At 52.5% G+C, this 18,230-nt stretch carries 13 protein-coding genes and 6 pseudogenes; 9 read left to right on the plus strand and 10 right to left on the minus strand.

The window, feature by feature from the left end; genetic code table 11:
• Nucleotides 1–11: 11 nt before the first annotated feature.
• From JZM30_RS03210 to JZM30_RS03220, 3 genes are all read right to left on the minus strand, one after another.
• On the minus strand, nt 12–293 hold the full coding sequence (locus JZM30_RS03210; protein ID WP_252318017.1) for a hypothetical protein: 282 nt from the start codon (nt 291–293) through the stop codon (nt 12–14).
• Nucleotides 253–684, minus strand: a complete 432-nt coding sequence (locus tag JZM30_RS03215; protein ID WP_252317548.1) for an ATP-binding cassette domain-containing protein — start codon at nt 682–684, stop codon at nt 253–255. The genes JZM30_RS03210 and JZM30_RS03215 overlap by 41 nt, the downstream gene beginning before the upstream one ends.
• A 134-nt stretch (nt 685–818) precedes the next feature.
• Nucleotides 819–1,601 carry an ATP-binding cassette domain-containing protein gene (locus JZM30_RS03220; RefSeq protein ID WP_252317549.1) on the minus strand — a complete coding sequence of 261 codons (783 nt, stop codon included), beginning with the start codon at nt 1,599–1,601 and terminating at the stop codon, nt 819–821.
• A gap of 205 nt (nt 1,602–1,806) precedes the next feature.
• Between JZM30_RS03220 and JZM30_RS03225 the strand changes: the two are divergent.
• Nucleotides 1,807–2,349 (plus strand): annotated as a pseudogene (locus tag JZM30_RS03225) (GNAT family N-acetyltransferase).
• Between the two features lie 48 nt (nt 2,350–2,397).
• On the opposite strand, the pseudogene JZM30_RS03230 reads toward JZM30_RS03225, so the two are convergent.
• Nucleotides 2,398–3,677, minus strand: a pseudogene (locus tag JZM30_RS03230) (YeaH/YhbH family protein).
• A 36-nt stretch (nt 3,678–3,713) separates the two neighbouring features.
• Nucleotides 3,714–5,599, minus strand: a pseudogene (locus tag JZM30_RS03235) (PrkA family serine protein kinase).
• 516 nt (nt 5,600–6,115) lie between these two features.
• Between JZM30_RS03235 and JZM30_RS03240 the strand changes: the two are divergent.
• Both JZM30_RS03240 and JZM30_RS03245 read left to right on the plus strand, forming a co-directional pair.
• Entirely contained in the window at nt 6,116–6,865 is a 750-nt protein-coding gene (locus tag JZM30_RS03240) for a MipA/OmpV family protein (RefSeq protein WP_252317550.1), read from the plus strand.
• Between the two features lie 73 nt (nt 6,866–6,938).
• Nucleotides 6,939–7,313: pseudogene (locus JZM30_RS03245) on the plus strand (aldo/keto reductase); the annotation flags it as partial.
• A 27-nt stretch (nt 7,314–7,340) separates the two neighbouring features.
• Here JZM30_RS03245 and JZM30_RS03250 read toward each other — a convergent pair.
• Together JZM30_RS03250 and gapA are read right to left on the minus strand one after the other, a co-directional pair.
• Nucleotides 7,341–8,167, minus strand: a pseudogene (locus tag JZM30_RS03250) (D-hexose-6-phosphate mutarotase).
• 106 nt (nt 8,168–8,273) lie between these two features.
• Nucleotides 8,274–9,269 (minus strand): glyceraldehyde-3-phosphate dehydrogenase, encoded by a 996-nt coding sequence (gapA, locus tag JZM30_RS03255; RefSeq protein ID WP_252317551.1) that lies wholly within the window; start codon nt 9,267–9,269, stop codon nt 8,274–8,276.
• 349 nt (nt 9,270–9,618) lie between these two features.
• On the opposite strand from gapA, the gene msrB reads away from it, so the two are divergent.
• Nucleotides 9,619–10,038 (plus strand): peptide-methionine (R)-S-oxide reductase MsrB, encoded by a 420-nt coding sequence (msrB, locus tag JZM30_RS03260; RefSeq protein ID WP_252317552.1) that lies wholly within the window; start codon nt 9,619–9,621, stop codon nt 10,036–10,038.
• 82 nt (nt 10,039–10,120) lie between these two features.
• Nucleotides 10,121–10,402 (plus strand): YeaC family protein, encoded by a 282-nt coding sequence (locus tag JZM30_RS03265; RefSeq protein WP_252317982.1) that lies wholly within the window; start codon nt 10,121–10,123, stop codon nt 10,400–10,402.
• 31 nt (nt 10,403–10,433) lie between these two features.
• Here JZM30_RS03265 and pncA read toward each other — a convergent pair whose 3' ends face one another.
• The 3 genes from pncA to sppA form a co-directional block, all read right to left on the minus strand.
• Nucleotides 10,434–11,087: a bifunctional nicotinamidase/pyrazinamidase gene (pncA, locus tag JZM30_RS03270; protein ID WP_252317983.1), complete on the minus strand. Its 654-nt coding sequence runs from the start codon at nt 11,085–11,087 to the stop codon at nt 10,434–10,436.
• A gap of 38 nt (nt 11,088–11,125) precedes the next feature.
• Complete coding sequence (ansA, locus tag JZM30_RS03275; protein WP_252317553.1) at nt 11,126–12,145, minus strand: asparaginase; 1,020 nt, start codon at nt 12,143–12,145, stop codon at nt 11,126–11,128.
• Between the two features lie 72 nt (nt 12,146–12,217).
• Nucleotides 12,218–14,068, minus strand: coding sequence for a signal peptide peptidase SppA (gene sppA, locus JZM30_RS03280; RefSeq protein WP_252317984.1), 1,851 nt, complete (start codon nt 14,066–14,068; stop codon nt 12,218–12,220).
• Between the two features lie 408 nt (nt 14,069–14,476).
• Between sppA and JZM30_RS03285 the strand changes: the two genes are divergently transcribed.
• From JZM30_RS03285 to JZM30_RS03300, 4 genes and pseudogenes are all read left to right on the plus strand, one after another.
• The gene (locus JZM30_RS03285; RefSeq protein WP_252317555.1) at nt 14,477–14,887 is read left to right on the plus strand and encodes a hypothetical protein; all 411 of its coding nucleotides are present in this window, start codon (nt 14,477–14,479) and stop codon (nt 14,885–14,887) included.
• On the plus strand, nt 14,877–15,491 hold the full coding sequence (locus JZM30_RS03290) for a hypothetical protein (protein WP_252317556.1): 615 nt from the start codon (nt 14,877–14,879) through the stop codon (nt 15,489–15,491). Before JZM30_RS03285 ends, JZM30_RS03290 begins: the two co-directional genes overlap by 11 nt.
• Before the next feature lie 265 nt (nt 15,492–15,756).
• Entirely contained in the window at nt 15,757–16,308 is a 552-nt protein-coding gene (locus JZM30_RS03295; RefSeq protein ID WP_252317985.1) for an NAD(P)H nitroreductase, read from the plus strand.
• A 2-nt stretch (nt 16,309–16,310) separates the two neighbouring features.
• A pseudogene (locus JZM30_RS03300) lies at nt 16,311–18,229 on the plus strand (DNA topoisomerase III).
• Nucleotide 18,230: the final 1 nt, after the last annotated feature.

Raw genomic sequence — 18,230 nt, forward strand, 5'->3', positions numbered from 1 at the left:
TCAGGGAAAAATTAGCAATAACAATCAGGGAGTGTCGGGATGGCTGCCAGCAGCGCCCGCGTATGAGGATGGGCAGGCGTGGAGAACAGCGCGTTACACGGCCTGTCCTCGACAATCTGCCCCTCATGCATGACCAATACGCGTTGGCACAGCGTCGCCAACAGCATTCCCATATCGTAATGCTGGGCGAGTTGGCCAAATAATGTCGTTATCTGCTCGCGTAACGGTAAATCCAAACCGCTTACCGGTTCATCAGCGATCAGGAAAGCCGGTCGCAAGGCCAGCGCGCGCAATGGCTACCCGCTGTGCTTGGCCACCGGAAAGTGTTCCCACGCGCTGATGCAGCAGTAGTGATGCTGGCAAGGCGACATCGTCAAGAGCGCGTTGCAATGCCGATATCGGCGGTGCGCCATGGCCTAAAAAATGCAGTGGCTCGGCAATCGCCCGCGCTACGGTTTTATGGGGGGCCAGCGTGGAGGCCGGGTCTTGGGGAACATACTGAACCAACTGACGATACCAGAGCAGTGCAGCGGTGGAAGCCGGAAGAACGGCACGGCCCTGACAGCCCACACTTCCTGAATCGGGCGTTTCAAATCCCAATAAAATCTTCAGCAGCGTTGATTTTCCGGCACCGGATGCACCGACTAATCCCACATGCTCACCTTTGTTAAGTGACAGTGTCACGTAATCTATCGCGCAATGATATTGCGTGGCTTGCCAGAAACGTGTGCCTGGCAGCGGGTACCGATGCGTTACCTGACGCATAGCCAGAAGGAGGGCGCCGTGGCCGCGTGCAATGCAGGAGCACACATCTTATGTTATCCCGCCAGCGCTAACGCATTCTGAGATACCAGCTGACGCTGTTGACGTGCAGCCGTCATCAGCGCAACGGTGTAAGGGTGTTGTGGGTAACGCACTAGTGCATCGATGGTGCCTTGTTCAACGATCTTGCCATCGGACAGAATCAATGCCCGCGAGCAAAGCGCAGCGGCCACGGCGATATCGTGGGTAATAAACAACAAGGCGCGTTCAGGTGCACGGCTGGTATAGGTCTTTAGTGCCTGTAGCACCTGAGCCTGAGTGATGACGTCCAGTGCGGTGGTGGGTTCATCCGCAATCAACAGCGCGCTTTGACTGGCTAGTGCCGGTGCGATACAGACTCGCTGACGTTGCCCGCCAGAAAGTTCACCTGGATAGCGATGGGCGATGTGCTCCGGCTGAGAAAATCCGGCGGTAGCCAGTAACGTGATTCCTGCCTCCCACGCGGCGCGTGCGGATGTTGCACCGTTAGCGCGCAGCACCAGTACCAACTGCTTGCCGACACCGATCAGCGGATGCAGTGCCGCCGAGGTATCTTGGAAAATGGCGGCAATGCGCGGTTGCTGCGCTAATCTGTTTTGCCCAGAAAAATGAATGTCGCCACTCATCATCGAGCCTGTAAGGGGCAACCCTAACAGGGCGCGTGCAGTAAGCGATTTTCCAGAACCCGATGCCCCGATGAGTGCGACACGCTCACCGGGATGCAGGGAAAAACTGATGTTGTCGAGTTTTGTTATGCCATTAAGGTTGAGAGTGAGGTTGTTGACGGTCAGCAACGCCATGCAGACAGGCCCCTGTGGTGCAGTAAAGTTACGTTATAATGTATAATATGATATAATTATAACGTAACATTTAGTGCGCGCGGTCAGATGAAAATGCGTAACACCACGGTCCTTCATTATTGCTATACGGTTTATTCATGTAGGTGGGTATTAGCATTGGCGGATTTCACGTAGCCTGTAATCGGTTTATTGTGGGAGTGAAACCGTGGACATTATTGCAGCAAAAGAACAACACATTAGCGCTATTCAGGAAATTTATGCCTATCACGTTATCCATGGCACCGCATCGATTTGAAACAGAGCCGCCGGATATCAACGAGATGCTCGCCCGATTGAAAAAAAAACCACGGCCGGTCTTCCTTGGTTTGTCGCCAGCAAAAATGGCCACATAACCGGGTATTGCTATCTATCACGCTACCGTGAGCGCAGGGCCTACCAGTATACGCTTGAAGATTCGATCTATGTTGATCCGCAATGCCAGCAGCAGGGGGTGGAAAAAGCGCTCCTTGCTCACGCCATTGAGTGGGCTGAGCAACGCGGCTTTCACCAGTTGATCGCGATTGTGGATAACAGCGAAAATGAGGGGTCGCTGCATTTACACCGTCAGGCCGGTTTCTCGCTGGTCGGAACGCTGGCAAGCGTAGGGTTAAAACATGGGCGCTGGCTGGACACGGTGATGCTGCAACGTGCGCTGGATGAAGGCGATTCGACCTTGCCAGAATCTACACCGCGCTTTGACGAGAATTGATACGGGGCTGGTTTCCGCCATCGCAAAGGCTGGCGGAGGGTTAGGCGGTTAACCGTTAACGGTTTGCTTGCGGAACAATTCGCGAAATACCGGATAAATATCGTCCTGATCGCGAATATGTTGCATGGCAAAATTGTGGTAGGCATCACGCAGCGCTTCATACTCGCGCCACAGGGTTTGGTGTGAGCGACGCGTGATTTCGATGTAGCTGTAGCTGTAGTAACGCACAAAAGGCAGCAGTTGGTTAGCCAGAATATCGTGACACAGCGGTGAGTCATCGGCCCAGTTATCGCCATCGGAGGCTTGCGCCGCATAAATATTCCACTGCGACGGGTTATAGCGCGCTTTAACCACTTCCTCCATCAGCTTTAATGCGCTGGACACAATGGTGCCGCAGGTCTCCTGTGAGTAGAAAAACTCCTGTTCATCGACCTCTTTGGCTTGGGTATGATGGCGAATGTAAACCACGTCCACGTTCTTATAATTCCGGCTCAAAAACAGATAGAGTAAAATATAAAAACGTTTCGCCATGTCCTTGGTGGCCTGATCCATCGAGCCGGAACCGTCCATCAGGCAAAACATTACTGCCTGATGGACGGTTCGGCCCGGAGTTCATATTTCTTGAAACGCAGGTCGAAAGTATCGATAAAGGGCACTCGCGCAATCTTCTCGCGCAGCGCCGCAATCTCGTGACGTAACCGATCCTCTTCGAGCAATTGCGCGGACTCGGTGTTCTCGAGCTCTGCCAGATCTTCCTCGAGTTGGTGCAGTTCGCGCCGTTTCCCTGCCGTCATAGCCATACGCCGCGCCAGTGAATTTTGCAGCGAACGTACCACGCTGATGTTGGCGGGCACACCGTTAGCGGTGTAACCCGCACGGTGCGTTTTGTACTCGTTCATTTGGTGTTGCTGGGTCTTTTTCAGGTTAGGCAGCGCCAGATCCTCGAACAGCAGATCGAGGTATTCATCCTTGGAGATTTGAAACACGAATTCGTCCTGGCCTTCGCCATCTTTACTGGCGTTGCCTTGGCCGCCACCGCTGCCGCCACCTCCTTGTGGCCGCTCGATGCGATCGTTGGTAACAAAATGGTCGTTGCCAGGGTGAACACGATGCCGCTTCCCGCCGCGCCCCTGATGGAACATCGGTTCGCTAATGTCGCCTTGAGGGATCGATACAGACTCCCCGCTGTCTATGTCGGTTACAGAACGCTTGTTGATGGTCTCGGAAATCGACTGTTTTATTTGCGACTTATAGCGGCGTAAAAAGCGCTGGCGGTTCACCGGGCTTTTGTTCTTGCCGTTCAGCCGTCGATCAATGAAATAGGCCATGATTCCCCCGCATGACGTCGTCAAGCTGCCCGTACGTTATGATGATTTCCTGACACGCAGATACCATTCGCACAGCAAGCGTACCTGCTTGCGGGTGTAGCCTTTCTCCATCATACGATCGACAAAGTAGTCATGTTTTTTCTGCTCATCGGTCGAGGTTTTGGTGTTGAACGAAATCACCGGCAACAGCTCTTCCGTATTGGAGAACATTTTCTTCTCAATCACGGTGCGCAGTTTTTCATAACTGGTCCAGTTCGGGTTGTGGCCACTGTGGCTGGCGCGGGCACGCAGCACAAAATTGACGATTTCGTTACGGAAATCTTTGGGGTTGCTGATGCCAGCCGGTTTCTCGATTTTCTCCAGTTCGGCATTCAGCGATTCCCTGTCAAACAGTTGACCGGTGTCTGGATCGCGATACTCTTGATCCTGAATCCAAAAATCAGCATAAGTGACATAGCGATCGAAAATGTTTTGCCCGTACTCGGAGTAGGACTCCAGGTAGGCGGTCTGAATCTCTTTGCCGATAAATTCGGCGTATTTGGGAATCAGGTAGCCTTTCAGGTGCTCGACATATTTTTCCGCCACTTCTTGCGGGAACTGCTCACGTTCGACTTGCTGTTCCGGCACATAGAACAGGTGCACCGGGTTGGCGGCAACCTCACTGTGGTCGAAGTTGAACACGCGCGAGAGGGTCTTGAAGGCGAAACGGGTGGACAAACTGCTCATGCCTTCATCGATGCCCGCGTAATCACGGTACTCCTGATAGGATTTTGCCTTGGGATCGGTATCTTTCAGGCTTTCCCCATCGTACACGCGCATTTTTGAGTAGATACTGGAGTTTTCTGGCTCTTTAAGGCGCGAGAGGATTGAGAAGCGTGCCAGGGTTTCCAGCGTACCGGGCGCGCAGGGGGCGTGCTACAGTTCGCTGTGATCGAGCAGCTTGTCGTAAATCTTCACCTCTTCGGAAACGCGCAGGCAGTAGGGCACTTTGATGATGTAAACGCGGTCCAAAAAGGCTTCGTTGTTTTTGTTATTGCGGAATTGTACCCATTCCGATTCGTTAGAGTGGGCCAGAATGATGCCGTTGAACGGCATGGCAGCAATGCCTTCGGTGCCGTTATAGTTGCCTTCCTGCGTGGCGGTCAACAGGGGATGCAGGACTTTGATGGGTGCTTTGAACATTTCCACAAATTCCATTATGCCCTGGTTGGCACGGCACACCGGAATAGCCATAGGCATCAGGATCGTTTTTGGCAAAATGCTCCAGCTTGCGGATATCCACTTTCCCGACCAGTGCGGAGATATCCTGATTGTTTTCGTCGCCCGGTTCAGTTTTGGCGATCGCGACCTGTGCCAGAATGGAAGGCCAAACTTTTATTACTTTGAATTTGGTGATGTCACCACCGAAATCGCGCAGGCGTTTGGCCGCCCAGGGCGACATGATAGTGCCCAGATAACGGTGCGGTACCGCGTACTCTTTTTCAAGAATGTCGGCATCTTCCTGCGGGTTGAACAGGCAAAGTGGTTGGTCGTTGACCGGGCTACGCTCGCCATTGGCGCTCAGCCAGCGATGATTTCCCGCCGCCTACCGGACCGAGCAGATACAGGATCTGTTTCTTCTCTTCCAGCCCTTGAGTGGCGTGTTTCAGGTAAGCGACGATCTGCTCTATGGCATCTTCCATGCCGTAGAACTCTTCAAAGGCCGGATAGCGTGCAATTACCCGATTAGAGAATAAACGGGAAAGGCGAGACTCATGGGCGGTGTCCACCATTACGGGTTCACCGATCGCCATTAACAATCGTTCGGCGGCACTCGCATAAGCACTGCGATCCTGCTGACAGATGTTAAGAAATTCCTGCAACGTGAATTCTTCGTCCTTGGCAGCGTCATAACGCTGACGGTAATGATCAAATATGTTCATAGCGATGCCCGTCCTTCGTCGATTAGCACAGATTTAGAGGGCCTGTTAAATAATGTGCGGCGTTATTTATGCGGCCATAGATGTGTAGCCCTCTGGCAGATGATTTTCCTGAATACAGCAACCCTTATGCCAAATTCGCAGTAGTGTGGATGTTATTACACTGACAAGGCGCGTTTTCCTTCAGCCACACAGGGTGAGGTGGGGAGGTAGGTAAACACACTCATGCTAATCCGCGAACTCAGGAACATTTATCTTCCTGTCATTAAGCGTAGTTGGCATCTGCAAAATTTCCTCATTGGTGAAAACATCTTTTTAAGATATTTCAATAACTCACTCAGCGAAGTATGCCGCTACAATGGCGGTAGCCACTGGGCATTCATGCCCCTGGCTCATCTGGAATGACGATAGTTGCAGCATGTGCTTTAATGCCATGCGGTTTGCACATTTAAAGATTATGATTAATATGAGCAAAATACGATTTTGATAATTCATATCAGTAATAGGAATAATAACGTTATGAAAAAATCATCTGTTATTTATACTTCTTTGCTGCTGGCAGGGTCGCTGGCGGCAACAACGGCAGTTGCGGCGGATTTCTCACTGGGAGCCGGGGTATTAGGTTCCATCAGCCCGTATAGCGGGGGCGATAATGCACTGTATCCGGTGCCAATGGTGACCTATGAAAGTGACAACTTTTATTTTCGCGGGTTGGGTGGGGGGTATTATCTGTGGAATGACGGACAAAACCGCCTGTCGGTAACGGCACTCTATTCTCCATTGGGATTCAAACCGGGTGACAACGACGATGCGCAGATGAAGCAACTGGATAAGCGCCGTGGCACGCTGATGGCGGGCCTGGCCTATTCTCACTCCGCGTCCTGGGGAATTTTGCGCACCTCTGTGGTGGCCGATACCTTGGGCTACAGCGACGGTTATCTGTGGGACAACACCTACCTGTATCGCTTCGAATTGGGTGACTGGTCATTGACGCCGGGCGTCGGTGTGACCTGGAGCAGCGAAAGACTCAACCGCTATTACTTTGGTATCAGTGGCAAAGAGGCATCACGCTCAGGGTTAGGGGCTTACAGTCCGGATGGTGATTGGTCGCCGTACGCCGAGTTGAGCACCAACTACCGTATCAACGATAGCTGGAGCGCATGGGCCACCGGACGCTATGTGCGCCTGGCGGATGAAGTGAAAGAGAGCCCGATGGTCGATCGCAGCTATACCATGGTGTTTGGCGCTGGTGTGAGCTATCGCTTCTAACACCTGATGCGCTAAAGCAGGGCAAGTGCCGCACAATAATGGGGTGATTTCACCCCATTTGCACGTTTATGGCTGCATGACTAATCAGGTGCTTTATCATGTTGCTTCGCGCGGTATCGAGTTTGATTTGCTGCCTTGGTGTCAAGCACGCGCCGTGCCGGTGATGGCCTACTGCCCATTAGAACAAGCAGGTACGCTGCGCCGCAACCTGTTTTCTTACCCTGTGATAATGCGCATGGCGCACAAATACCAGGCGACGCCGGCACAAATTATGCTGGCTTGGGTATTGCGACAACCCGGCGTGATTGCCATTCCGAAAGCGAGTTCGGTGGCCCATGTTGAAGAAAATGCCCGCGCGCTCACGTTGGAATTGGATAGTGGTGATATTGCTGCGCTGGATGTCGCTTTTCCTGCACCGACCAGTAAGCAGTCGTTGGATGTTGTGTAGCGGGATAGGGCAGTGAAACATTACGTGTTAGCGCCGCCTGCGAGCGGCGGGGGTGGCAACAAACGGCTGAGTCACACGAGCCGTTTCCACGCAGACAAAGGTTTTATAACCGTCATCCGGCATGTCGGCGATGGTTTTAGACAGTTCCGCCGCCGGGTTCCAGGCAACCGCATCGCTGTGGTGCGTGTGGTGCACGTCTATAGTGCGTTTCAGCGTTGGGTCCACGATGCTGCTCACTGCTTGCGGATGCGTATAGATGCGATCGGTGCGCTCAGTGAACGTCAGATCGCCACCTTGCGTCGTCAACTTGCCTTGATTGACCTAATCGATAAAGGTATCGCCCAAACCGCTGACGCGGATATGGTCAATATCACCAATCTGGAAGTAGGTGTGCAGGGCGCTGGTGATGCTGTAATAACCCTGCGCTTCTAACTCGATCGTGCAGGTTTTACCCAGCTTGTAGCGCGCAGTCAGCGTAAAAGCGTGTGGCCAGCTTGCCAACGTCTCCGGCGTATCACGCAGGGTGAAAGTCAACTCAACGCCGTTGGCATCTTCACGGTGTGCGGTGAATTCCCACGGCAGTAAACGGGCAAAACCGTGGTTAGGTTCCGCAAACGGGCCAAACCATGGGAAGCAGATCGGCACACCACCGCGAACGGCGTGTTGTCGCTCAACCACAGCACTGGGACTTCACCTTGCGGCTGCCAGTGCAGCAGATGGGCGCCTTGCAGCGTGACGGCAGCGCGTACCTGCGGATGATCAACGACAATGACCGGCAGTTGGTCTACCTGGTGTTGACTGACCGTGTATGAAATTTCAGATTTGATGGGAAGTGAAAAAATTTTATCGTTCATGATGTTACCTTGTTTTATTTGTATTTCGTGTTGCATCATGGCGGAACGCAGCTAATAAAAAGGGCGACATCATGTCGCCCCTTGCATCGCTTATCGCACCGTTGCCTTATTTGGAGATGTGGGCGATCAGGTCCAGTACTTTGTTGGAGTAGCTGGTTTCGTTGTCATACCAGGAAACAAGTTTCACAAAGTTGTCGTTCAGCGCGATACCGGCTTTGGCATCGAACACAGACGTCAGAATTTCGCCGTTGAAATCGGTGGAAACCACGTCATCTTCAACGTAGCCCAGAACGCCTTTCAACTCGCCTTCAGAAGCGGCTTTGATAGCTTTCTTGATTTCTTCGTAAGTTGCTGCTTTTTCCAGACGAACAGTCAGGTCAACCACAGAAACGTTCAGGGTCGGAACGCGGAACGCCATACCGGTCAGTTTGCCGTTCAGTTCCGGGAGAACTTTACCTACAGCCTTGGCTGCACCCGTAGAGGACGGGATGATGTTCTGGGATGCGCCGCGGCCGCCGCGCCAGTCTTTATGAGACGGGCCATCAACGGTTTTCTGGGTAGCAGTGGTGGCGTGAACAGTGGTCATCAGACCTTCGATGATGCCGAAGTTGTCGTTGATTACTTTTGCCAGCGGTGCCAAGCAGTTAGTGGTGCAAGATCCGTTGGAAACGATATCTTGTCCGGCATATTTGTCAAAGTTGGCACCACGAACGAACATCGGGGTGTTGTCTTTGGACGGGCCAGTCAGAACCACTTTTTTCGCGCCAGCGGTGATGTGCTTACGTGCAGTTTCGTCAGTCAGGAAGATACCGGTTGATTCTGCAACCACGTCAACACCAACTTCGTCCCACTTCAGGTTAGCCGGATCTCTTTCTGCGGTAACGCGGATTTTTTTGCCGTTAACAATCATCTGACCGTCTTTCACTTCAACGGTGCCGTCAAAACGGCCGTGAGTTGAGTCGTATTTCAGCATGTAAGCCATGTAGTCAGCGTCCAACAGGTCGTTGATTGCAACGATCTCAATGTCAGAACGTTTCTGAGCAGCACGGAAAACAATGCGGCCGATGCGGCCAAAACCGTTGATACCTACTTTGATAGTCATATATTCCACCAGCTATGGTTTGTGAATAATGGTTAGTGAATAAAGGTTGGTTGTAAAATTACAAAAACCTTGCTGAGCGTCAAGCGGAATCGGGTCAATAGTTGCGGCAAGTCAAATCTGATGCGCAACAGTTGCACGAAAAAGCGCCGTAATGAAACTTAGGAACATCTTTCCCTTAAATGGGAGCGTTTGCACCAATATAAAGCCCGCAGGCCCGATAAATGTGATGGATATCACAATTGCTGGGGCCTTGGTCGGTTACTCCTCATTTTAGTCGGAAAAAACGTTATGAGGATGTTAATTCTTGTTAAACTAAGTCATGCCAAACAAAAATGATGGCGAGACAATCATGGATAAGCCAGCTTCAACGTCTGCAACGGCAGGCAAGGGAACATTGACGGAGATGCAACAGTACGTGACGCAGCAACGCGGCACTGAACCTGCCTATTCAGGCAAACTGTTGCATAATAAACGCACCGGGGTATATCACTGCCTGTGCTGCCAAAGCGCGCTGTTTTACTCCGACAACAAATATGACTCTGGATGCGACTGGCCCAGCTTTGATCGGCCCGTGGCGAAGGGGGCAATCCGTTATCTGGAAGATTTTTCGCATAACATGCACCGTATCGAAATTCGCTGCGGTAAATGCGATGCCCATTTAGGGCATGTGTTCCCCGATGGTCCGCAAACCACCGGCGAGCGTTACTGCGTTAACTCGGCCTCGTTGAGCTTTATCGATGGCACCGACGGTGAGAAAGTGGATGGCTGACGGTAAGGATAGTAGTTGCAGCTAAAACGTTTCAGCTTACTAGGTTTTGATGAAAAATAGCAATGACAGGGTGGCAATGACGATGTTCGACAAACAGCTTGATGAAGTTGTGACGGCGCTGACGCCGGATATCTACCAACGCCTGGCAACCGCCGTGGAGCTGGGAAAATGGCCTGATGGCGTACCGTTGACGCTGGAGCAAAAAGAAAATTGCCTGCAAATGGTGATGCTATGGCAATCACGCCATAACGTTGATGCGGAACACATGACCATCAATACCGACGGTAAGTTGGTTATGAAAAGCAAGCAAGAGCTAAAACAGGCGTTTGCCATCGACAACCTGATTCAGCGAGAACGTCAGTAACCGAGGTCCCTGAATGCTCAGGGACTCGGCGTTATGCGGGGTGGTGCGCTAATGCCGCGATAACGTCGGCCAGGCCAATACGACGTGCTCTGTGAGCCACCATGTCGGCCAGAGCTGCTTCGCTATCATCTGGTTGGAGATTCACCCCGCGACAGTTCTCTTCAACGATCTGCACGTCATACCCGAGTTCCAACGCATCTAACACGGTAAATTTTACGCAGTAGTCCGTTGCCAGCCCCATGATGATCAAACGCGTGATGCCACGTTGGCGTAACAGGTTATCCAGTGCGGTGGCGGCGCGTTTGCCGTTGTCGAAAAAAGCGCTGTAACTGTCAATGTCATGCTTAGTGCTTTTCTGTATAACCGCATCAAACGCCTCATGATGAAGGCGCTGGTGAAACTCCGCACCTCGCGTGCCCTGTACGCAGTGCACTGGCCACCATGTTTGCGCTAATCCTGCCAGTTCACCACGCTCTCCCACGACAGCACCAGGGTTATTGTCGGCGAAGCTCAGATGATTGGCCGGATGCCAGTCCTGGCTGGCGATGACGAGTATCCTGGCTTTCTGTGCTGCCACTATCGCTAGGTTGGCAACATCGATGGTGACATCACCCTGTGCGACAGGCAGTGCGCCGTTCGGACAAAAATCATTCTGCAAATCAACCAACAGCAGGGCATGGTTCATGGCGGTATGGTTCATGGCAGCTCGCTCCAGCATCCGGGTTATGCATCCTGGGTCAATTCGCCGCGCAGGTCTTGTTGCATTAACTGGCGAATGGTATCAGGGGTTAAATCAGGTTGGCTCAGCAGATAATGCAGTTTTGTCAGCGCGGCTTCCACCGCCATATCAAAACCACTGATCACGCCAGCCTGCGCCAGCGCATTTCCAGTGGCGTAGCCCTCCATATTCACCCGTCCTGAAATGCACTGGGTGAGGTTAACCACCACAATCCACCGCTCCGATGCCTGACGCAGTTCGTCCAGTAGTGCTGGGCTTTGCGGGGCGTTACCTACACCATAAGAACGCAATATCAGCGCCTTGACCGGCTGGCGCAGGAAGTTACGCACTACGTCCGCTGAAATCCCTGGATAGACGGTAATCCCACCAATCGGTTGTGGGGTAATAGGATGTACGATCAGCGGTGCGCTGGGGGTTTCCGACTGCGCTGACACCAGGCGGCGTATGTGAATACCGGCCTCCAGCAGCGTCGGGAAATTGGGGGAAGCAAACGCATCAAAACCGTCAGCATGGGCTTTCGTGGTGCGGTTACCGCGCAGTAACTTGTTATTGAAAAACAGGCTGACTTCATTCACCGGGTGATTAGCCGCGACATAAAGCGCATTGAGCAGGTTGGTTTGCCCATCAGAACGCAATTCGGTCAACGGAATTTGTGACCCTGTCACAATGAGTGGTTTTGCCAAATTCTCCATAATGAAGGAGAGAGCAGATGCCGTGAAGGCCATGGTATCGGTGCCGTGCAGAATCACGAAGCCGTCATACTCATCATAATGCTGTTGAATATCCTCAGCGATAGCCTGCCAATCGGCAGGGGTCATGTCGGAGGAGTCAATCAGCGGGTCATATTCATGGATGGTAAAATCAGGCATCTCCTGGCGATGAAACTCCGGCATGTTGGCCAGCTGTTGTTGCAGGTGACATGAAACCGGAATGTAACCATTGGCGGAACGTTGCATACCTATGGTACCGCCGGTATACGCGACATAAATGGATTTCTTTTGCATGCTGTTCTTATTAAAAAGATGAAAAACAGCCCGACATAAGCCGGGCTGAGGGAAAATCCTGTGTGACGATGTTTATTCCACTTCACCGCAGGCCATGCAAAGGGCATAGCGATGTTGCGGATCGTTAAATGTATTGAGCAAAGCAGGTTGTGCTTGCACCACCTCAGCCAACTGCGCTACCGGAGCAGGTAACATGGCCTGAAGTCGGGCCGGTAACCAAGCATGGGCGGCGGCGTTGACGCGGTTTAGCATCATATCCAGCAGGCTTGGCTGCTCTTCAAACCAGTTGAGCTGGTATTGGCCCAGCTTGGCCAGTTCAGCGGCTTTTTTGACCGCGTCGTCAAAGTCACCCAGTTGATCGACCAACCCGTTGGTCTTGGCGTCGTCACCGGTCCATACGTGCCCCTGGGCGATTTTATCAATCTCTTCCTGGCTTTTCTTACGTGATTGCGCGACCAGTTCGACGAAGTTTTTATAACCCCGCTCGATGCTGATTTGCATCATCTGTGCAAACTCGGGCGGCAGCGTTTTAGTGATGCTGAGATCTGCTAACGGCGAGGTTGCCACACCATCGGTATGTACGCCGATAGCGCCAAGGGTATTTTCAAACGTGGTGATCACGCCAAATATCCCAATTGAACCCGTCAGGGTGCTCGGACTGGCGATGATGGCGTTCGCTGGTGTGGAGATCCAGTAGCCGCCGGACGCGGCCATACCGCCCATGGATACCACGATCGGTTTGCCAGCCAGACGTACTGCCATCAACTCAGAGCGAATCTTCTCCGAAGCGGTTACGCTGCCTCCAGGGCTATTAACGCGTAGCACGATCGCCTTGATTTTAGGATCCAGTCTGGCCTGACGAATTTGAGCCGCCGTGGTATCACCACCGACCACCCCCGGGGTTTCTGGACCATCAACAATGGCGCCGCTGGCAAAGATCACCGCAATTTCTGCGCCGCTTTGATTGTTAGGTTTTTCGGTGTAGTCGTAAATGCTGGTGTAGTTGAAGCTTTGATTTTTGGTGTCCCAGCCGAAGGTTTTTACCAGCTTCTGTTCGATGACCGAACGTGATGCCACTTCGTCCACCAGTTTGTTTTCCAGGGCATAGCGTGCCGGATCGCCTTGCACAGCCTGAAGGCCAGCAATAATCGCGCTGGCACCGGGGAACAGCTGTTGCGGTGTAATTTGGCGGTTTGCTGCAACCGTATTCAGGTAGTTTTGCCACAATCCACCGACCCAGCGCATATCGGCTTCGCGCGCTTCGTGGGACATATCGTCACGCAGGAAAGGCTCTACCGCAGATTTGTAGGTACCGACGCGGAATACGTGACTGGTTACATCCAGCTTTTCCAACAGCGATTTGTAATAGAGGCCATTGGTGGCGAAACCGCGCAGATCGACATTACCCTGCGGGGTGAGTGAAATACTGGTCGCGAAACTGGCCAGATAGTATTGCGTTTGGCTGTAACTGTCGCCGATTGCAAAAATGGGCTTGCCGCTGTCGCGGAATTCACGCAATGCATTGCCGATATATTGCAGAGAGGGTTGGTCGGCACCGACGAAATCGCTCAGATCGAGCACCATACCGGTAATATTGCTGTCGTTTTTGGCCTGACGAATAGTATTAACAATATCAAACAGCGAATTTTCCTGACGGCGGTTGCTGGAAGCACCAAAAAATTCTCTGCCCAACTGACGAAGTTTATTATTGACCGTCGGCTTATCGACGACAACGCCAGTGATATCAACGAGCAGCGCGCCCTGAGGCGTTTGGGGCGGTGCATTTTTAAACTGCGCATAAATACCGACACCCCCCAGAATCAACACAATCAGAAACAGGTTAAGAATAAACTCGCGGGTGAAATTGAGCAGACGCCAAGTCCACTTGAAGAGTCCGCTAAAGATTCGCCACAGTGTGCGCATGTTATCTCCAAAAACGCCAAACATAATACCTGCTCGCTGTTCCTTTTGATGGCAAAGCGAGCAGTAAAGGATTGCCCCGCGACATTCACGCTAATAAGAGCAAACTTACTCTCTATCCTAATGAGCGTATAGGAAAATGCCAACTTCATTAGTACCCTTCGTTGATAAAAATGTGTCTATTTTGTAAAGAAAAGCGATTGCTTGCGACGTGACTTTTTTCGTGCGACCTAATGTGGCGACTACCGGAGGAGGAATACTGAAGTGCGCGGCAGAGATGAATAATAAAAAGCAGAATCTACTAACGGCATTTCAGAGAGAAAACGTTCGTCCATGGAAAATAATGCTTTTATAATTATCACGTTGTCTGAAGTTATCAGGTGAAGTGTATTCTTATCAATGGAGTGAACCATGCCTTTTTTAACGCACGTCCGTGTGTTGTTCCTTTTGCTATTGACCTCTCTGTCATTCCATGCTTTGGCCGATCCGGTTTCTGGATTGACCTGTGGTATTTATAAAGAACCAAGAAGCCAGATTCGTGTGTTAAATCACGAGCTGCTACAACAATCGTTTGCTACCGAGACCACGTTACATCATTACCGTTTAGAAGGAAGTAAACTCAAACGGGTTACGTTGGAGGAATTGGTAGACTCCACCATGGAAGTGTCTGCTGACGGTAAAACCATCACCGATCAGATGTTCAAATTTAATTATGTGCTCAAGGAGGAGCAACCCTGCCTGGCCAACCTGCCGCAGCCGAAAACTGAAGTGGGTAAAACCTGTTGGAACAACCTACGTGCCTGCAAAAAAAATGATGTATGAGATTGATACTGCACAGTTAAAGCAACTGTGCGAAGATCACATTGATTCAGCGTGCAGCAGTTGGGAAGCGCGTGCCTCTGCGGAAAAGCATGGTCAGTCGCTGTTCGCAGCCGTGACGGGCATCCCGGCGGCACCGGCGCAAGAATATACCGATACTATGGCAGCGCTATGCCGCAGCGGTGTTTCGGCCAAACTGTGCACCGAAGCGGCCAAAGCGCAGTGGCGTAGTGGGCAATATCTGGCTGCCCGTGACCTTTTGCAGGTTGCCTGCGCTGCGCCGATTAATGATGGTGCATCGTGCCAGAACGTTGCCAATATGGCCTCATTGACAGAGCAGGACATCGTGTCACCGGCATCGGGTATTCCCGTAGGAGCCTTTGCCCTGCGCGAAACGGGCGATCCTGATATCACTATTGCCGAAGACGGTGTGGTGAACGTGCGCGGTATTGCCCCAGTAAAAGCGCAAGAAGAACAAGGTATTATCCGTATCGGACACAATAAAGGTAGTGCGTTCGCCTTTCGTCGTGCAGGAAATGACACGCTGATTGGCCTCGATTTCTGGAATCAGTTAAAGGTGTACCATTTGCGTCACGACGCAGAGTGATCGCGGCACGGCATTGAGCACGTTGCTGGTCACTGTTTGGATGCGCAGGCAGACGTTCTGTGCTTGCGCATCATCATAGGTCAACCGCCTGAACAAGGCCGATAACATTCAGAATCTCCCCGCATTATTGCCGGTATCCGCTATGATAGGATTGCCATAAAACCGTTACTGACGCATCGCGAGTTGTGATACCGTGGCGCGCAATGACAGGCGATGGCAACGCTTGGCGCTATTTTTCATGCGGGCCGTTAACAGGAGAAAAATGATGGATGCACTGGACTTGTTACTTAATCGCCGTTCTGCCTCGCGTTTGGCTGATCCGGCACCGCAAGGTGACGCGTTAGCCAATATTATTCATGCAGGTATGCGCGCGCCAGATCACGGCACTCTGCAACCGTGGCGTTTCGTGATTGCACAGGATGAGGGGTTGGCCCGCCTGAGTGAAGTTTCACACGCTGCTGCTCAACAGGATGGACTGGACGCTGCTGCACAAGATAAAGCCCGTCAAGCCCCGTTTCGCGCCCCAATGGTCATCACCGTGATTGCACATTGCGAAGAAAATCCCAAGGTGCCTAAGTGGGAGCAGGTGGTTTCCGCAGGCTGCGCGGTGCAAGCGATGCAAATGGCAGCATTGGCGCAGGGTTTCAACGGCATCTGGCGCAGTGGCCTGTGGACTGAACACCAACAGGTGCGTGAAGCCTTCGGTTGCCGCGAACAAGATGAAATTGTCGGGTTTCTCTATTTGGGAACACCTCAACTGAAAGCGTCCACCACGGTTGTGCCGGTGGACACGGAAAAATTTGTCCGTTATTTCTGATAATGCGCCTGTTTATTGCTGAAAAACCCAGCCTTGCCAGGGCGATAGCTGATGTCTTGCCCAAACCGCATCGGCGAGGCGACGGCTACATCACCTGCGGTTCGCAGGATGTCGTCACCTGGTGCGTCGGGCATCTACTCGAGCAGGCTCAGCCCGATGCCTATGATGCCCGCTATGCGCGCTGGTCGTTGGCCGATCTACCGATTATCCCCGAAAAATGGCTATTAATGCCGCGCCCATCAGTGAGCAAGCAATTGAATGTCATCAAGAAGCTGTTGGAGGAGGCGTCAGAGGTGATCCACGCCGGTGACCCGGATCGCGAAGGGCAACTGCTGGTGGATGAAGTGCTGGAGTATTTGGCGCTAGCCCCGGAAAAACGCCAGCAGGTGCGGCGCTGCCTGATCAACGATCTCAACCCGCAGGCGGTGACGCGTGCGGTCGAACGCCTGCGCGATAATCGCGACTTTGTGCCACTGTGCGTCTCTGCGCTGGCGCGTTCGCGTGCTGACTGGCTCTATGGCATTAACATGACTCGCGCCTACACGCTATTAGGACGCAATGCGGGCTATGACGGCGTGCTCTCCGTCGGACGGGTGCAAACACCGGTGCTGGGGCTTGTGGTACGCCGCGATGAAGAGATCGAAAACTTCGTCTCCAAGGATTACTTTGAGGTCAAGGCGCATATTGTCACGCCTGCTGATGAACGCTTTGTGGCGCTGTGGCAACCGAGCGAATCCTGTGAACCTTATCAGGATGAAGAAGGGCGTCTGTTGCACCGTTCTTTGGCTGAGCATGTGGTCAAGCGCATTGCCGGGCAGTCGGCTACCGTAACGGATTACAGCGATAAGCGTGAGTCGGAAACGGCACCGCTGCCTTATTCTCTCTCCGCATTGCAAATTGAAGCCGCGAAACGCTTTGGCCTGAGCGCACAATTAGTGCTGGACACCTGCCAGCGCTTGTATGAAACCCATAAGCTGATTACCTATCCGCGTTCGGACTGCCGTTACCTGCCTGAAGAGCATTTTGCCGGGCGTCACGCGGTTATCAATGCGATTACGGTGCATGCCCCCGGTTATTGCCGCAACCGGTCGTCGATCTTGAACGCCGCAATCGCTGCTGGGATGACAGCAAAGTCGACACTCACCATGCGATTATTCCCACTGCGCGCAGCGCCAGCGTCTCGCTAAGCGAGAATGAGCGTCAGGTGCACGGGCTGATTGCCCGACAGTATCTGATGCAGTTTTGCCCTGATGCGGTGTTTCGTAAATGCGTTATTACCCTCGATATCGCTGGGGGAAAATTTATTGCCAAAGCCCGTTTTCTGGCCGATGCGGGCTGGCGCGCGCTGCTGGGTGCCAAGGAGCGCGACGACGAAAATGACGGCTTGCCGTTGCCGGTGGTGGCTAAAGGGGATGTGCTGCTGTGTGAAAAAGGTGAAGTGGTGGAGCGGCAAACCCAGCCCCCGCGTCCTTTTACCGATGCTACGTTGCTCTCGGCTATGACCGGTATTGCCCGTTTTGTGCAAGATAAAACGTTGAAGAAGATATTGCGTGAAACCGATGGCCTCGGCACTGAAGCCACGCGCGCAGGCATTATTGAGCTACTCTTTAAACGAAGCTTTCTGTTTAAAAAAGGGCGTTACATTCATGCCAGCGAAGCGGGGCGCGCGCTGATTCACGCATTACCGCCTAGCGCAGCATTGCCGGATATGACCGCCAACTGGGAAGCTACATTAACGTTGATCAGTGAAAAACAGCGCCGCTACCAGGATTTTATGCAACCGCTAACTCAAACCTTGAGTGGATTGATCGAGCAAGCACGACAAAACCGGTCCGCATCGGCATTCCGCGGGCTGCAAGCACCACAAAAAACGCAGAAGAAAACACGTAAACCCACGGCGAAAAAGGCCGCGAAGGAGTAAA

The sequence above is a fragment of the Candidatus Symbiopectobacterium endolongispinus genome (assembly GCF_018777385.1).
GTDB lineage: Bacteria > Pseudomonadota > Gammaproteobacteria > Enterobacterales > Enterobacteriaceae > Symbiopectobacterium > Symbiopectobacterium endolongispinus.

Excerpts from the sequence above, each read along its gene's own strand:
- sppA (WP_252317984.1), bottom strand. The coding sequence starts at position 14,068 with ATGCGCACACTGTGGCGAATCTTTAGCGGACTCTTCAAGTGGACTTGG.
- JZM30_RS03240 (WP_252317550.1), top strand. The coding sequence starts at position 6,116 with ATGAAAAAATCATCTGTTATTTATACTTCTTTGCTGCTGGCAGGGTCG.
- ansA (WP_252317553.1), bottom strand. The coding sequence starts at position 12,145 with ATGCAAAAGAAATCCATTTATGTCGCGTATACCGGCGGTACCATAGGT.
- JZM30_RS03265 (WP_252317982.1), top strand. The coding sequence starts at position 10,121 with ATGTTCGACAAACAGCTTGATGAAGTTGTGACGGCGCTGACGCCGGAT.
- JZM30_RS03290 (WP_252317556.1), top strand. The coding sequence starts at position 14,877 with ATGATGTATGAGATTGATACTGCACAGTTAAAGCAACTGTGCGAAGAT.
- JZM30_RS03295 (WP_252317985.1), top strand. The coding sequence starts at position 15,757 with ATGGATGCACTGGACTTGTTACTTAATCGCCGTTCTGCCTCGCGTTTG.
- pncA (WP_252317983.1), bottom strand. The coding sequence starts at position 11,087 with ATGAACCATGCCCTGCTGTTGGTTGATTTGCAGAATGATTTTTGTCCG.
- gapA (WP_252317551.1), bottom strand. The coding sequence starts at position 9,269 with ATGACTATCAAAGTAGGTATCAACGGTTTTGGCCGCATCGGCCGCATT.
- JZM30_RS03220 (WP_252317549.1), bottom strand. The coding sequence starts at position 1,601 with ATGGCGTTGCTGACCGTCAACAACCTCACTCTCAACCTTAATGGCATA.
- msrB (WP_252317552.1), top strand. The coding sequence starts at position 9,619 with ATGGATAAGCCAGCTTCAACGTCTGCAACGGCAGGCAAGGGAACATTG.
- JZM30_RS03285 (WP_252317555.1), top strand. The coding sequence starts at position 14,477 with ATGCCTTTTTTAACGCACGTCCGTGTGTTGTTCCTTTTGCTATTGACC.